The 14,163-nt window shown below is 73.4% G+C and carries 14 protein-coding genes and 1 pseudogene; 10 read left to right on the forward strand and 5 right to left on the reverse strand.

The window, feature by feature from the left end; translation table 11 throughout:
• The first annotated feature begins 79 nt into the window (after nucleotides 1–79).
• The 6 genes from AB0O21_RS33205 to AB0O21_RS33230 all read left to right on the forward strand — a co-directional run bounded on the left by AB0O21_RS33205 (nucleotide 80) and on the right by AB0O21_RS33230 (nucleotide 5,084).
• The gene (locus tag AB0O21_RS33205; RefSeq protein WP_365177249.1) at nucleotides 80–1,177 is read left to right on the forward strand and encodes a PfkB family carbohydrate kinase; all 1,098 of its coding nucleotides are present in this window, start codon (nucleotides 80–82) and stop codon (nucleotides 1,175–1,177) included.
• Between the two features lie 149 nt (nucleotides 1,178–1,326).
• On the forward strand, nucleotides 1,327–2,367 hold the full coding sequence (locus AB0O21_RS33210) for a PhoH family protein (RefSeq protein ID WP_365177251.1): 1,041 nt from the start codon (nucleotides 1,327–1,329) through the stop codon (nucleotides 2,365–2,367).
• 13 nt (nucleotides 2,368–2,380) lie between these two features.
• Nucleotides 2,381–2,878 (forward strand): rRNA maturation RNase YbeY, encoded by a 498-nt coding sequence (ybeY, locus tag AB0O21_RS33215; RefSeq protein WP_365177254.1) that lies wholly within the window; start codon nucleotides 2,381–2,383, stop codon nucleotides 2,876–2,878.
• Complete coding sequence (locus AB0O21_RS33220) at nucleotides 2,875–4,185, forward strand: hemolysin family protein (protein ID WP_365177257.1); 1,311 nt, start codon at nucleotides 2,875–2,877, stop codon at nucleotides 4,183–4,185. The genes ybeY and AB0O21_RS33220 overlap by 4 nt, the downstream gene beginning before the upstream one ends.
• Nucleotides 4,182–4,544, forward strand: coding sequence for an MmcQ/YjbR family DNA-binding protein (locus tag AB0O21_RS33225; protein ID WP_365177260.1), 363 nt, complete (start codon nucleotides 4,182–4,184; stop codon nucleotides 4,542–4,544). The genes AB0O21_RS33220 and AB0O21_RS33225 overlap by 4 nt, the downstream gene beginning before the upstream one ends.
• A gap of 183 nt (nucleotides 4,545–4,727) precedes the next feature.
• Complete coding sequence (locus tag AB0O21_RS33230) at nucleotides 4,728–5,084, forward strand: cytidine deaminase (protein WP_365177263.1); 357 nt, start codon at nucleotides 4,728–4,730, stop codon at nucleotides 5,082–5,084.
• Nucleotides 5,085–5,283: 199 nt separating this feature from the next.
• Here the strand turns inward: AB0O21_RS33230 and AB0O21_RS33235 are convergent, their stop codons facing one another.
• Nucleotides 5,284–6,558, reverse strand: a complete 1,275-nt coding sequence (locus tag AB0O21_RS33235) for an MFS transporter (protein ID WP_365177266.1) — start codon at nucleotides 6,556–6,558, stop codon at nucleotides 5,284–5,286.
• Between the two features lie 71 nt (nucleotides 6,559–6,629).
• Between AB0O21_RS33235 and AB0O21_RS33240 the strand changes: the two genes are divergently transcribed.
• The 4 genes and pseudogenes from AB0O21_RS33240 (at nucleotide 6,630) to era (ending at nucleotide 10,945) form a co-directional block, all read left to right on the forward strand.
• Nucleotides 6,630–7,667, forward strand: coding sequence for a helix-turn-helix domain-containing protein (locus tag AB0O21_RS33240; RefSeq protein WP_365177269.1), 1,038 nt, complete (start codon nucleotides 6,630–6,632; stop codon nucleotides 7,665–7,667).
• Nucleotides 7,668–7,775: 108 nt separating this feature from the next.
• On the forward strand, nucleotides 7,776–9,068 hold the full coding sequence (locus AB0O21_RS33245; protein ID WP_365177272.1) for a beta-xylosidase: 1,293 nt from the start codon (nucleotides 7,776–7,778) through the stop codon (nucleotides 9,066–9,068).
• A gap of 128 nt (nucleotides 9,069–9,196) precedes the next feature.
• Nucleotides 9,197–9,508 (forward strand): annotated as a pseudogene (locus AB0O21_RS33250) (DUF916 domain-containing protein); the annotation flags it as partial.
• A gap of 486 nt (nucleotides 9,509–9,994) precedes the next feature.
• A complete protein-coding gene (era, locus tag AB0O21_RS33255) occupies nucleotides 9,995–10,945 on the forward strand; it encodes a GTPase Era (protein ID WP_365177356.1) in 951 nt (316 codons plus the stop codon).
• Nucleotides 10,946–11,127: 182 nt separating this feature from the next.
• Here the strand turns inward: era and AB0O21_RS33260 are convergent, their stop codons facing one another.
• The 4 genes from AB0O21_RS33260 to AB0O21_RS33275 form a co-directional block, all read right to left on the reverse strand.
• Nucleotides 11,128–11,784 carry a class I SAM-dependent methyltransferase gene (locus tag AB0O21_RS33260; protein ID WP_365177275.1) on the reverse strand — a complete coding sequence of 219 codons (657 nt, stop codon included), beginning with the start codon at nucleotides 11,782–11,784 and terminating at the stop codon, nucleotides 11,128–11,130.
• Between the two features lie 100 nt (nucleotides 11,785–11,884).
• Nucleotides 11,885–12,694 (reverse strand): GNAT family N-acetyltransferase, encoded by an 810-nt coding sequence (locus tag AB0O21_RS33265; protein ID WP_365177278.1) that lies wholly within the window; start codon nucleotides 12,692–12,694, stop codon nucleotides 11,885–11,887.
• Nucleotides 12,695–12,763: 69 nt separating this feature from the next.
• Complete coding sequence (locus AB0O21_RS33270; RefSeq protein ID WP_365177281.1) at nucleotides 12,764–13,033, reverse strand: protealysin inhibitor emfourin; 270 nt, start codon at nucleotides 13,031–13,033, stop codon at nucleotides 12,764–12,766.
• A gap of 10 nt (nucleotides 13,034–13,043) precedes the next feature.
• Complete coding sequence (locus tag AB0O21_RS33275) at nucleotides 13,044–14,117, reverse strand: M4 family metallopeptidase (protein ID WP_365177284.1); 1,074 nt, start codon at nucleotides 14,115–14,117, stop codon at nucleotides 13,044–13,046.
• Between the last annotated feature and the right edge of the window lie 46 nt (nucleotides 14,118–14,163).

A 14,163-nucleotide genomic window follows, 5' to 3' on the forward strand; every position in this document is an offset into this window, starting at 1 on the left:
GGTGATCTGCGCCACACTGGGGTTTGGTTCTGGCCGAGGAGGGCAGGACGCGACCCTTCCAGAATTGCGGGGAGCACACGTGACCAGTCGGGACGCCTTCGACAGAGCCTCAGCCGCCGTGGACCCGCTCGGTCCGGTGCGGGACCCCGAGGAGCCCGGCTGCGACGTCTTCCTCACCGGAACGGTCTTCCTCGACATCATCTTCACGGGCCTGGACTCCGCGCCCGTGCGCGGTACGGAGTCCTGGGCGCGCGGCATGGGCTCCAGCCCCGGCGGCGTCGCCAACATGGCCACCGCCCTGGCGCGACTGGGCCTGCGCACCTCGCTGGCCGCGGCCTTCGGGGACGACCACTACGGCGAGTACTGCTGGGACGCGCTCGAACAGGGCGAGGGCATCGACCTCTCCATGTCGCGGACCATCCCCGGCTGGCACAGCCCCGTCACGGTCTCGATGGCGTACGAGGGCGAGCGCACGATGGTCTCGCACGGCCACGAGGCACCGCCCCCGGCGGGCCCCGGACCCTTCCCGCAGTGCCCGCCGAGGGCCCGGGCGGCCGTGGCCTCGCTGGGCCCGGGCCGCGGGGAGGGCTGGATCGGCGAGGCCGCCCGGCGCGGTTCGCGGGTCTTCGCGGACACCGGGTGGGACGAGAGCGGGCGGTGGGACCTGGCGGCCCTGGCCGACCTGGAGCACTGCGAGGCGTTCCTGCCGAACGCGGGCGAGGCGATGCGCTACACCCGGACCGAGTGCCCGCGCGCGGCGGCCCGGGCGCTGGCCGAGAAGGTGCCGATCGCGGTGGTGACGATGGGCGCGGAGGGTTCGTACGCGGTGGACGGGCACACCGGGGAGACGGCGCAGGTCCGCGGGATCGCGGTGGACGAGCTGGATCCGACGGGCGCGGGCGACGTGTACGTGGCGGGTTTCGTCACCGGCACCCTGGCGGGCTGGCCGCTGGCGGACCGGCTCGCCTTCGCCGGGCTGACGGCCGCGCTGTCGGTCCAGGAGTTCGGCGGCTCCCTGTCGGCCCCCGGCTGGCCGGAGGTGGCCCACTGGTGGCGGTCCGCCCCGGAGGAGCTGCGCGGCCGGTACGGCTTCCTGGAGGACCTGGTCCCGCGGGGGTCGACGCCGGCCGCGCGCCGGCGGGCGGTGCCGACGATCGGCTTCCGGCACTCCGCGTAGCCGCTGCCCCGGGTCCGGGCGGAGCCCGCCTGGTCCGCCGGGAAAACCTCTCGGGGATGGCGCCGGGGCGTCGTAGGCTTGGTAGTCCGGAGGTCGTCGAACGGCGCGGCCCCTCAGCGGGAGGTATGTGCAGGCCACAGTGCCGGCCCATGACTCAGACATCGACAGCCCACATCCCCGCGCCGGGGCAGGCGCGAGCCCACTTCACCGTTCCGGCCACGCACCCGATGGTGAGCGTGCTCGGCTCGGGTGACGCCCTGTTGCGCGTGATCGAGAAGGCCTTCCCGAAGGCCGACATCCATGTTCGGGGCAACCAGGTCAGCGCGATCGGTGCGGCGGCGGAAGTCGCTCTGATCCAGCGCCTGTTCGACGAGATGATGCTGGTGCTCCGCACCGGGCAGCCGATGACGGAGGACGCAGTGGAACGCTCGATCGCCATGCTCAAGTCGAGCGAGAACGGCAACGGCCCGGACGAGACGCCCGCCGAGGTGCTCACCCAGAACATCCTCTCCAGCCGCGGCCGCACCATCCGCCCCAAGACCCTCAACCAGAAGCGGTACGTCGACGCGATCGACAAGAACACGATCGTCTTCGGCATCGGCCCCGCCGGTACCGGCAAGACCTACCTCGCCATGGCCAAGGCGGTCCAGGCCCTGCAGTCCAAGCAGGTCAGCCGGATCATCCTGACCCGGCCCGCCGTCGAGGCGGGGGAGCGGCTCGGCTTCCTGCCGGGCACCCTCTTCGACAAGATCGACCCGTACCTGCGGCCGCTCTACGACGCGCTCCACGACATGATGGACCCCGACTCCATCCCGCGCCTGATGGCGGCCGGGACCATCGAGGTCGCGCCGCTGGCCTATATGCGAGGCCGTACGTTGAACGACGCGTTCGTCGTACTGGACGAGGCGCAGAACACGACCGCCGAGCAGATGAAGATGTTCCTGACCCGGCTCGGCTTCGACTCGAAGATCGTCGTCACCGGTGACGTCACCCAGATCGACCTGCCGGGCGGCGCCAAGAGCGGTCTGCGTCAGGTCCAGGAGATTCTGGAAGGCGTGCCGGACATCCACTTCTCGCGGCTCACGTCCGAGGATGTCGTCCGGCACAAGCTGGTCGGCCGTATCGTCGACGCGTACGAGAAGTACGACGACAGCCAGCAGCCGGCACCGAACGGCCATCAGCGGAAGTAGAACCCAGCGCACCATGTCGATCGACGTCAACAACGAGTCCGGAACCGAGATCGACGAGCAGGCGATCCTCGACATCGCCCGCTACGCGCTCACCCGGATGCGGATCCACCCGCTCTCCGAGCTCTCCGTCATCGCCATCGACGAGGAGGCGATGGAGCAGCTCCACATCCAGTGGATGGATCTGCCCGGAGCGACCGACGTCATGTCCTTCCCGATGGACGAGCTCCGTCCGCCGTCGAAGGACGACGAGGAGCCCCCGCAGGGGCTGCTCGGCGACATCGTGCTCTGCCCCGAGTTCGCGAAGAAGCAGGGCCAGGAGGCCCCGACGCAGCACTCCATGGACGAGGAGCTCCAGCTCCTGACCGTCCACGGGGTGCTGCACCTGCTCGGTTACGACCACGAGGAGCCGGACGAGAAGGCCGAGATGTTCGGCCTCCAGGCGGCCATCGTCGACGGCTGGCGCTCCGAGCGCGGCATCACCGGCCCGTCCCCGGCCCCGACCGTCTCGTGAACGCCCCCCAGCTGATCACCGGAGCGGTGCTGCTGGTCGTGGTCGCCTGGTTCGCGGCGTGCGCGGAGTCCGGGATCGCCCGGATCTCCAGCTTCCGCGCGGAACAGGCCGTACGGGAAGGACGGCGCGGCAGCGCGAAGCTCGCCCAGGTCGCCGGGGACCCCACCCGCTACCTGAACGTGGCGCTGCTGGTCCGCGTCACCTGCGAGATGGCGGCCGGTGTCCTCGTCACCTACGTCTGCCTCGACGAGTTCGGTGAGAACTGGACCGCGCTGCTCGTGGCCATCGCCGTGATGGTGCTGGTGTCGTTCGTCGCGGTGGGCGTCTCGCCGCGCACCATCGGCCGCCAGCACCCGCTGAACACGGCGACGGCGGCCGCGTACGTCCTCGTACCGCTCGCCCGGGTCATGGGGCCGATCCCGCAGCTGCTGATCCTCATCGGCAACGCGCTCACCCCCGGGAAGGGCTTCCGCAAGGGGCCGTTCGCCTCCGAGGCCGAGCTGCGCGCCATGGTGGACCTCGCGGAGAAGGAATCGCTGATCGAGGACGACGAGCGCCGGATGGTGCACCAGGTCTTCGAGCTCGGCGACACGCTGGTGCGCGAGGTGATGGTGCCGCGCACCGACCTGATCTGCATCGAGCGGTACAAGACGGTCCGTCAGGCGACCACGCTCGCGCTGCGGTCCGGCTTCTCGCGCATCCCGGTGACCGGGGAGAACGAGGACGACATCGTCGGGATCGTCTACCTGAAGGACCTGGTCCGCAAGACCCACATCAGCCGCGAGGCCGAGTCCGACCTGGTCTCGACGGCGATGCGGCCCGCGGTCTTCGTACCCGACACCAAGAACGCGGGCGATCTGCTGCGGGAGATGCAGCAGGTGCGCAACCACGTGGCGGTGGTCATCGACGAGTACGGCGGCACGGCCGGCATCGTCACCATCGAGGACATCCTCGAAGAGATCGTCGGCGAGATCACCGACGAGTACGACCGGGAGCTCCCGCCGGTCGAGGAGCTCGGCGAGGACCGCTACCGGGTCACGGCCCGGCTCGACATCACCGATCTGGGTGAGCTGTTCAAGGTCGAGGCCTTCGACGACGAGGACGTGGAGACGGTCGGCGGCCTGCTGGCCAAGGCGCTCGGCCGGGTGCCGATCGCGGGGGCCACGGCGCTGGTGGAACTGCCCGACGGGCGACCGCTGCGGCTGACGGCCGAATCCCCGGCGGGGCGCCGGAACAAGATCGTGACGGTGCTCGTGGAGCCGGTTGCTCCGGCCGCGGGCGAAGGCGAGGGCGAGGAGGGCGAATGACCCCGGAGCAGCTGCGCGCGTTCTGCCTGGGCTTCAACGCGGCGGTGGAGGAGTTCCCCTTCACGCCGGAGACCTCGGTGTTCAAGGTGCTGGGGAAGATGTTCGCGCTGTCGGCGCTGGACGCCGAACCGCTGAAGGTCAACCTCAAGTGCGAGCCGGAGCTGGCGGTGCGGCTGCGGGCGGAGCACGAGGCGATCGTGCCCGGCTGGCACATGAACAAGCGGCACTGGAACACGGTCACGGTGGGCGGGCCCGGCGGGCTGCCGGACGGGATGGTCCGGGAGCTGGTGGAGGACAGCTACGACCTGGTGGTCGCGGGTCTGCCGAGGGCGGAGCGGCTGCGGCTGGACCGGCCGTGACGCGTCCCGCGGGGTAGGACGAGGCAGGGTCGAAGGTCATTCCAATCGGGGACCTTCGGATCGCAGGATCTTCTTACGGCCCGCTTATGTTTGTCCTGCCCCAGGGGGAACGGGGTGTGGAGGGGAGGGCGCCCCGGCGGGGTCGTTGTACGGTCCGGCCGGGGTGCTCCATATGCTTCGCCCATGACCGACAGCACGGGGATCGACCCCGAGGACAGCAAGATCATCACGCTCGCCCGCAGCGCGCGGGCCCGCAACGGCGTGCCCGAGGGGGCGGCGGTACGGGACGAGACCGGCCGCACCTACGTCGCCGGAACGGTGGAGCTCGACTCCCTCAAGCTGAGCGCGCTGCGGACCGCGGTCGCGATGGCCGTGGCGAGCGGGGCGCAGTCGCTGGAGGCGGCGGCCGTCGTCAGCGCCGCCGAAGCCCCGGCCGACGCCGACCGCGCGGCCGTCCGCGACCTCGGCGGCCCGGACACCCCGGTCCTGCTGGCCGCGCCGGACGGCACCCTGAAGTCCACGACGCCCGCCGGAGCGTAGCCCCGCCGCGCGCCCGGCCCCGGCGGCCCCTTGCGTGCGGGCCGGGGGTGGGGCCGCTGCGCGGGGCTTCCCCCACCCCGCCCCTTCCCGAAACCGGGGGCTCCGCCCCCAGACCCCCGGTCCTCAAACGCCGGACGGGCTGAAAGGCGCCTCAAACGCCGGCGGGGCTGAGTTTGGATGGTCGCCCGCCCGCCGGAGGCTAACGGCGGCGGATGACCATCGCCATCAGTGCCGCCATCGCGCACAGCCCGCCGGACGCGTACCAGACCAGGTCGTACGAGCCGAAGGCGTCCCGCGCCAGGCCGCCCAGGAAGGCCACCACCGCCGCGCCGATCTGGTGCGAGGCCAGCACCCAGCCGAAGACGATGGCGCTGTCCTCCCCGTACTGCTCTCGGCACAGGGCGATGGTCGGCGGGACCGTCGCGACCCAGTCCAGGCCGTAGAAGACGATGAAGAACACCAGCGGCGGCCGCACCGACGGCGCCAGCAGCATCGGCAGGAAGAGCAGCGAGATCCCGCGCAGGGCGTAGTACACGGCCAGCAGGCGCCGCGCCTCGAAGCGGTCCGTGAACCAGCCCGACGCGATCGTGCCGACCACGTCGAACACGCCGATCACCGCGAGCAGCCCCGCGGCCGCCGTCACCGGCATGCCGTGGTCGTGGGCCGCCGGCACGAAGTGGATCCGTACCAGCCCGTTCGTCGAGGCCCCGCAGATCGCGAACGTGCCCGCCAGCAGCCAGAACGGGCCGGTCCGGGCCGCCCTGAACAGGACGGTGACGGCCCTGCGCGCCGCACCCGGCACCGGTGCCGGCTTGGGTGCATACGTGCCCCCGTACGGGGCGAGGCCCACGTCCGCCGGGTGGTCGCGCAGCAGCAGCCAGACGAACGGGACCACGGCCAGGGCGGCGAGCGACACCGTGATCGCAGCCGGGCGCCAGCCGTGGCGTTCCACCAGCCACGACAGCAGCGGCAGGAAGACCAGCTGCCCGGAGGCGCCCGCGGCGGTCAGGATGCCCGTGACCAGCCCGCGCCGGGCGGTGAACCAGCGGTTGGTCACCGTCGCCGCGAACGCGAGCGCCATCGAGCCGCTGCCCAGGCCCACCAGCACGCCCCAGAACAGCACCAGCTGCCAGGACGCGGTCATCCACACCGTGGCCGCGGAACCGCCGGCGATGACGGTGAGGGCCACCGCGACGACCTTCCGGATGCCGAAGCGGTCCATCAGCGCGGCGGCGAACGGCGCCGTGAGCCCGTAGAGGGCGAGGTTGACCGAGACCGCGAAGCCGATCGTGCCGCGCGACCAGTCGAACTCCTCGTGCAACGGCTCGATGAGCAGTCCCGGGAGGGAGGCGAACGCGGCGGCGCCGATGATCGTCACGAAGGCGACGGCCGCGGCGAACCAGGCGCGGTGGATGCGGCCGGGCCGGCGGGGGGCCTGCGGGGCGGCCGTGGAGGCGGGGGCTGTCTGTGTCACGCGGACAGCTTCCGGGCCGCGGGGCCCCGTACGACAGTGGCCTGACTGTCATGCTTCGCTACGATCGGGCCATGGACCCGCAGCCGCACCCCCACCGCGTCGTCGTCCTCGCGCTCACCGGGCTGCTCCCCTTCGAGCTCGGCATCCCGCACCGGATCTTCGGCCGCGCCAATGACCAGGCCGGGCGGCCGCTCTACGAGGTCCTCACCTGCGGACTCGCCCCCGGGCCGGTGCGCACCGAGGCCGACTTCGCGGTCCAGGTCGAGCACGGCCCGGAGCTGCTGGCCACCGCCGACACGGTGGTGGTGCCGGCCTCGTGGGAGCTGGGCCCGGTGTACGAGTCCGGCACGCTGACCGACGAGCTCGCCGCGGCCCTCGCGCACATCCGGCCCGGCACCCGGCTCGTCTCCATCTGCACCGGCGGCTACGTACTGGCCGCCGCCGGCTACCTGGACGGGCGGCCGGCCACCACCCACTGGGCCTCCGCCGAGCACTTCCAGCGGCTGTTCCCGGCCGTACGGGTGGACGCCGGGGTGCTCTACACCGACGACGGGGACGTGCTGACCTCGGCCGGAGTCGCCTCCGGGGTCGACCTGTGCCTGCACATCGTGCGCCGAGACCACGGCGCGGCCGTCGCCAACGAGGTGGCCCGGCGGACCGTCGTACCGCCGCACCGGGACGGCGGGCAGGCCCAGTTCATCGAGCGCCCGGTCCCCGAGCCGCAGCTCGCCACGACCGCGGCGGCCCGCGCGTGGGTGCTGGACCGGCTGCACGAACCGCTGCGGCTGACCGACCTGGCCCGGCAGGAGGCCATGTCGGTACGGACCTTCACGCGCCGGTTCCGCGAGGAGTCGGGCACCAGCCCCGGCCAGTGGATCCTCGGCCAGCGCGTGGAGCGGGCCCGGCGGCTGCTGGAGCAGACGGAGCTCTCGATGGAGCAGGTCGCGCGGGAGAGCGGCTTCGGGACGGCGCAGTCGCTGCGCAAGCACGTCCAGGCGGTGCTGGGGGTCAGCCCGACGGCCTACCGGCGCACCTTCCGGGCCGCGAGCAGCGTCGGCACCCTGCCATCTCCTGATGGGCCATCAGTTGATGCGGGATCCGTCCATTGACTTCTCCCGCCGCCCGCTCGTGAATGGCCCCCTGGGGAGCGGAGGGGGCGGGCAGTGCGAACAGGGGCGCGCAGCAGGAGAAGCAGCAGATGGTCGGCGGCCGTCGGCATGGCCGTGCTCGCCGCCGCGAGCGGGGGAGCGCTCGGCGCACCGGCGGCCGCCGAGGGGGAGGCCCCGGTGGGCCAGGTGGAGTTCCCCACGCACTGCCTGCCGCCGCAGGAGGCCGGACTCCCGCCCGCCGACGGGCCGACCACCGCCCGGATCACCGTCGACAACCCGGCCCCGCGGGTCGGCGACACCGTCACCGTGACCTACCAGGTGGCCGCCACCCCCGCGGCCAACCCCGCCGGAGCGGAACTCCCCGCCGACGCGCTGACACCGACCGGGCGGGTCCTCCTCTCCGGCGCGCAGAGCGGCGAGGTCACCGTGGTCGGCGCGAAGCGGAACGATCCCGTGCCGGCCGGGGCGGCCCTGCCCGCCGTCACCATGACGGGCACCTTCACCGTCACCGCCCCCGGGCAGACGGCCCTCGCCCCGGGCTCCTACACCCTGCACACCAGCCATCCGCTGGACCTCGACACCACCTGCACCCCCGCCGCCGAGGCGTCGGCGGTGCCGGTGTCGGCGCGGCTCACCGCGAGCGAGCTGCCCACGGCCAACCTGCGCAGCGTCTTCCTCGCCGCCGCCTCCGGGAAACCGGGTGCCAAGGTCGAGGTCACCGCCGCCGGCTTCGCCCCGGGCGCGGCGGTGACCGTCGCCGGGCGGGCGGGCGCCGCCGAGACCGCCGACCGGGTCACCGCCACCGCCGACGAGCGGGGCGTGGCGGTGGCCGCGCTGCCGGTCACGGACAAGGCCACGACGGCCGTGGTCGCCTACGAGGGCGAGGCCTGGTCGGCGGGGCAGGGCTCCGGCCCGGCGGCGTACGCGGTCATCGACGCCGCGCCCGCGCCGACGGCCACTCAGCGGGTCCTCGCCACCGTCGAGCCGGGCGCGCTGGCCATGACCCAGACCGGCGAGGACATCACCCTGGGGGCGGTCCCGTACGGCGACGGGGGCGCGGCGCCGGGGCGGATCGGCACGGTCACCGTCACCGACGCGCGGGGCGGGCCGGCCGGGTGGTCGCTGATCGGCAAGGTCACCGACTTCACGGGGCCGGGCGGGGTGCGGATCCCGGGTGCGTCGCTGTCCTGGACCCCGGTGTGCGTGGTGGCCGTGGGCCCCAGTGCGTGTGTGGCGGGGAGCGCGGGGGTGGTGGGGCCGGAGGGGGCGCTGCTGGCCTCGACGCCCGACGCGGCGGTGGTCGGCGGCACGTTCACGATCGACGCGGCCGTCACCCTCCAGGTCCCGCGGTACACCCCGCCGGGCGCGTACACGGCGGTCCTGACTCTGACCCTCTCGTGACGGGGGCCGCCGCCCCCGCACCAGTGCGGGGGCCGCTGCGCGGGTTTGCGGTCGGCGTGGCCGTGGTGGTGGCCGGGTTGCTCGGCCCCGCAGGGGTGGCGGCTGCCGCGGACAACGGGCAGTGGTCCGTGCTGCCCGCCGCCAACGCCGTCGGACAGCGGCCGTACTTCTACCTCGCCGCCTCCCCCGGCGCGGCCGTCACCGACACCGTCACGCTCGCCAACCGCTCCGACCGCCCCCGCACCTTCCGCCTGTACGCCGCCGACGCCTACAACACCGCCCGCGACGGCGGCTTCGCCCTCCGCGGTCCCGACGAGCCCCGCCGGGCCACCGCCGCGTGGGCGCGGCTCGAGCGGGAGCGGGTCACCGTCCCGGCCGGCGGCACGGTCAGCGTCGCGTTCACCGTCACCGTCCCCGAGCGGGCCGAGCCCGGCGACCACCCCGGCGCCATCGTCGCCCTGGAGGAGCGGCCCGCCGCCGCCCCGCAGGGGATCGGGGTGCAGCAGGCCGTCGCCGCCCGGGTGTACCTGCGGGTGACCGGCCCGACCGCCGCCGCCCTCGCCGTCGAGGGGGTCCGGGTCCACGGCAGCGGCGCCCGCGCGGAGGTCTCGTACACGCTCCGCAACAGTGGCAACGTCACCCTCCGCCCCCGCGCCGCCCTCACCGCCACCGGAGCCCTCGGCCGGACGCTCGCCGACCGCGAGCTCGGCGGGCTCCCGGCCGAGCTGCTGCCGGGGCAGGAAGTCCGGCTCAGCGCCCGCTGGGACGGCCCGCCCCTCGTGGAGCGGGCCGAGGTGGCGGTCCGCGCCCGGGCCGACGGGGCGACCGCCCGGGGCACCGCCGACTACGCCGCGAACCCGCTGCTCACGACCCTGGTGGCCCTCGTCACCGTGGCCTGGTCGGCGCTGGGAGCCGCATCGGGGAGAATGGCCCGTATGAGCGATCGTTCCCCCGAGTCCACCGCCCCGCACCGTGCGGGCTTCGCCTGCTTCGTCGGCCGCCCCAACGCGGGGAAGTCGACCCTCACCAACGCACTCGTGGGCACCAAGGTCGCGATCACCTCCAACCGGCCGCAGACCACCCGCCACACCGTCCGCGGCATCGTGCACCGCCCCGACGCCCAGCTCGTCCTCGTCGACACGCCCGGTCTGCACAAGCCGCGGACGCTGCTCGGCGAGCGCCTGAACGACGTCGTGCGGACCACCTGGGCCGAGGTCGACGTCATCGGCTTCTGCCTGCCGGCCGACCAGAAGCTCGGCCCCGGCGACAAGTTCATCGCCAAGGAGCTTGCGGCGATCAAGAAGACCCCCAAGATCGCCATCGTGACCAAGACGGACCTGGTGGAGTCCAAGGCGCTGGCCGAACAGCTCCTCGCCATCCACCAGCTCGGCGCGGAGCTCGGCATCGAGTGGGCCGAGATCGTCCCCGTCTCGGCCGTCGGCGACACCCAGGTCCAGCTGCTGGCCGACCTGATCGCGCCGCTGCTGCCGGAGAGCCCGCCGCTGTACCCGGAGGGCGACCTCACCGACGAGCCCGAGATGGTCATGGTCGCGGAGCTGATCCGCGAGGCCGCGCTGGAAGGCGTCCGCGACGAGCTGCCGCACTCCATCGCCGTGGTCGTCGAGGAGATGATCCCGCGCGAGAACCGCCCGGCCGATCGGCCGCTGCTGGACATCCACGCGAACGTCTACATCGAGCGCCCCAGCCAGAAGGGCATCATCATCGGCCCGAAGGGCTCCCGTCTGAAGGAGGTCGGGATGAAGTCGCGCAAGCACATCGAGGCGCTGCTCGGGACCCCGGTCTTCCTCGACCTCCACGTGAAGGTCGCCAAGGACTGGCAGCGGGACCCCAAGCAGCTCCGCAAGCTGGGCTTCTAGCCGAGCCGCCCCGGGCACCGCCTAGTGCTGTGGCCGGAAAGGTTTGCCGGGGCGCGGTGTCCGGCGCGGTGCATCGCAAGGCGGAGGGCCGCGCCTCGTACTGGACGTACTTGCGCGGTCCGACAACGCAGCGAGGTGCCGTGCCGGGCGCCGTGACCCGGTGAACCTTGCCGGTCACAGCACTAGCGGAGCCGCCGGACCTTGAGCACGTTGTCGTAGCCGGGGCCCGGGCGGGCGGCCTCGGCGCCCACCCGGGCGTGCTCCGCGCAGACCAGGACCTCCCAGTCGCCCTCGGGCAGTTCCAGGTCCGCCAGGACCTCCTGCGGGGTGGGGAAGTGCAGCTCCGGGTGCGGGTCCTGCGTCCCGGGGGCCGCGCCCCCGTGCCCGCCCACGAGCAGGACGCCGCCCGGGGCGACGGCCGCCGCGGCGGTGCGCAGGATCCGAGCGCGGGGCATGTCGCCCGGGCTGTGCAGGAAGCAGGCGGAGACCAGCTCGAACGCGCCGGCGGGGAAGGACTCCCCGAGGTCGTGGTGCTCGAAGGAGATCCGGTCGCCGACCCCCGCTTCGGCCGCGTGCTCGGCGGCCCGGCCCAGGGCGACCTCGGAGATGTCGATGCCGGTGACCCGCCATCCCTTCCGGGCCAGCCAGACGGCGTCGGCCCCTTCCCCGCACCCGAGGTCCAGCGCGCGGCCCGGGGCCAGGCCCTCGGCCTCCCGCACCAGCAGCGCGTTGGGCTTGCCGCTCCAGATCCGGGTGCTCTCGCTGTAGCGGCCGTCCCAGAACTCCTGGCCGCCGTCGTGCTCGGGAGCGTGGGTCCGGGGGTGCTCGTGCTGATGCATGGGGGCCTTCTTCCTCTACGGGTCGGCGTCCCTCCGATGCTCCGCCCGCCCCCGAGATCCGGCAAACCCTGTTGCCGATCCGGCAAACCCCGCGACCGGGCTACGCCTCCGGCGGCTCCGCGATCAGGGCCGTCCCCACCCGGCGGAAGCCGATGCGGGAGTAGATCCGGGCCACGTCCTCGTCGCCGGCGGAGAGGAAGACGGTGCGCGCCCCCTGCTCCAGGGCCCGCGCGACCAGGGCCGCCGTGACCGCGAGGGCGAGGCCCTGGCGGCGGGCGGCCGGGAGGGTGCCGACGCCCACGACCTCGGCGACGTCCCCGACCGGGATGTACTGGCCCGCGCACAGCACCACGCCGTCGCGTACGGCCGCGGCCAGGGCGGTGGTGCCCGCAGTGATCTTCCCGGCCACCCGGGCCCTGCCCTCCTCCGCCGACGGCTCGGCCGTCTTCGCCGCGAGCTCCGCGGGACCGGCCTCGCCCACCGCCGTCCCCGGGGCCGCGAAGGCCAGGGCCGGGACCGACACCGCCGCCTTCAGCAGCGGGTCGTCCGCGCCGAACAGGCGTACGTCGGGATGTGCGGGGAGCGGTGCCGCCCCGGGGTCGAGGACCATCAGCGGGTGCGCGTGGACGTGCAGTCCGGCGGCCTCCACCGGAGCCCGCAGGGAGGGGCTGGTTTCGGCCACCCACTCGAAGGCCTCGGGCACCTTCAGCTCCCGCTGCCGGGCCAGGACCCGCTCCACGTCGGCCGCCGTCGCGTCGGGACCGCCGGCGAGCGCGGGCCGCGCGTAGTACGGCCAGCCCGTGCCCTCCTGGACGAACAGGGTCAGCGGGCCGAAGTCCTCGGCCCGCGCGCCGCCCACCCGGGGTGCCGTGTCGTAGTAACGCTCCAGCGAGTCCAAGATCGTAGTCATCCGGACATCCAAGCAAAGCGGCGCTGCCCCGGCACCTCCTTTCGGGCGCCCCGGGTCAGGCGCCCTCCTTCAGGCACCTTCCTTCAAGACCCGCGAGACCAGTGCCCGCTGCGCGTCCGAGAGGTGCGGGTCGTGGCAGGACACCGTCCGCCCGTCCACCGTGATCTCGTACGAGAACCCGTCCCGCACCCCCTCCGGCGCGTGCCCCTGCGGACCGGGCCGCAGTGCCAGCTGGGCCAGCGCCCGCCACTCGTCCTCGTCCGGCCGGCCCGAGGTGTCCACCTCGGCCCGCCGCTCGATGCCCGCGAAGCCGCCCGTCCGCACCACCTGAATCCGCATGGCAGTCGTACTACCCCGTGATCGGGACGCCCACCACCGACCACGCCTTCTGCAGCGCCCGGTGCTCGGCGCCGCCGTCCCCGTACCGGGCCGCGGCCGCGGCGGTCGACAGCCGGGCGAAGTCCGTGAACTTGGCGTTCGAGGCCAGCTCGCCGCCCGTCAGGGTGTCGTACCAGATCTGTCCGGCGCGCTCCCAGGCCTTGCCGCCCAGCTCGGTGGCCGCGACGTAGAAGGCGTGGTTGGGGATGCCGGAGTTGATGTGCACCCCGCCGTTGTCGCGGTTGGTGGTCACGTAGTCGTCCATCGTGGCCGGCTGCGGGTCCTTGCCGAGCTCGTCGTCGTCGTACGCGGTCCCGGGCGCCTTCATCGACCGCAGCGCGACCCCGGTGACGTTGGGTCCGAGCAGCCCGGCGCCGATCAGCCAGTCGGCCTCCTCGGCCGTCTGGTCCAGGGAGTACTGCTTGATCAGCGAGCCGAAGACGTCCGACATCGATTCGTTCAGGGCGCCGGACTGGCCGAGGTAGGCGAGGTTCGCCGTGTACTGGGTGACCCCGTGGGTCAGCTCGTGCCCGATGACGTCGATCGACACCGTGAAGTCGAGGAAGAGGTCCCCGTCCCCGTCGCCGAAGACCATCTGCTGCCCGTCCCAGAAGGCGTTGTTGTACTCCTCGCCGTAGTGGACGGTCGCGTCCAGGGCGAGCCCGGAGTCGTCGATCGAGCGCCGCCCGAAGCCCTTCAGGAAGAGCTCGTACGTGGCTCCCAGCCCCGCGTAGGCGCGGTTGACGGTGGCGTCCTTGTGTACCGGGTCGCCCTCGGCGCGCACCTTCTTCCCGGGCAGCCGGGTGCGGTGCTGGGCGTCGTAGATCGTTCGGCGCGGTTCGTCGGCGGCGGGCGCGCCGAGCCCGGGGGTGATCCCGCGGACGGCGGTGACGCGGCGCCGGGTGCGCAGCATGGAGTCGTGTTCGAGGGTGCGCTGGGCGAGGTCGGCGCGCCGGGAGTCCGCGGAGAGGGCGGCCTTGTCGAGCAGGTGCGGCGGCACGACGGTGCAGAAGACGGGGTGACGGTGGGCGTGGGAGGCATCCATGCCCGGAAATGTGGCAGTGGGTCACACCAGTGTCACTACCCGCGAC

The sequence above is a fragment of the Streptomyces sp. NPDC091371 genome, assembly GCF_040684275.1.
Classification (GTDB): Bacteria; Actinomycetota; Actinomycetes; order Streptomycetales; family Streptomycetaceae; genus Streptomyces.

What these genes read in the sequence shown, in the direction of transcription:
- ybeY (WP_365177254.1), top strand. Translation starts at nt 2,381, where the DNA reads ATGTCGATCGACGTCAACAACGAGTCCGGAACCGAGATCGACGAGCAG.
- AB0O21_RS33225 (WP_365177260.1), top strand. Translation starts at nt 4,182, where the DNA reads ATGACCCCGGAGCAGCTGCGCGCGTTCTGCCTGGGCTTCAACGCGGCG.
- AB0O21_RS33245 (WP_365177272.1), top strand. Translation starts at nt 7,776, where the DNA reads ATGGCCGTGCTCGCCGCCGCGAGCGGGGGAGCGCTCGGCGCACCGGCG.
- AB0O21_RS33210 (WP_365177251.1), top strand. Translation starts at nt 1,327, where the DNA reads ATGACTCAGACATCGACAGCCCACATCCCCGCGCCGGGGCAGGCGCGA.
- AB0O21_RS33270 (WP_365177281.1), bottom strand. Translation starts at nt 13,033, where the DNA reads ATGCGGATTCAGGTGGTGCGGACGGGCGGCTTCGCGGGCATCGAGCGG.
- AB0O21_RS33240 (WP_365177269.1), top strand. Translation starts at nt 6,630, where the DNA reads ATGGACCCGCAGCCGCACCCCCACCGCGTCGTCGTCCTCGCGCTCACC.
- AB0O21_RS33230 (WP_365177263.1), top strand. Translation starts at nt 4,728, where the DNA reads ATGACCGACAGCACGGGGATCGACCCCGAGGACAGCAAGATCATCACG.
- era (WP_365177356.1), top strand. Translation starts at nt 9,995, where the DNA reads ATGGCCCGTATGAGCGATCGTTCCCCCGAGTCCACCGCCCCGCACCGT.
- AB0O21_RS33265 (WP_365177278.1), bottom strand. Translation starts at nt 12,694, where the DNA reads ATGACTACGATCTTGGACTCGCTGGAGCGTTACTACGACACGGCACCC.
- AB0O21_RS33275 (WP_365177284.1), bottom strand. Translation starts at nt 14,117, where the DNA reads ATGGATGCCTCCCACGCCCACCGTCACCCCGTCTTCTGCACCGTCGTG.
- AB0O21_RS33260 (WP_365177275.1), bottom strand. Translation starts at nt 11,784, where the DNA reads ATGCATCAGCACGAGCACCCCCGGACCCACGCTCCCGAGCACGACGGC.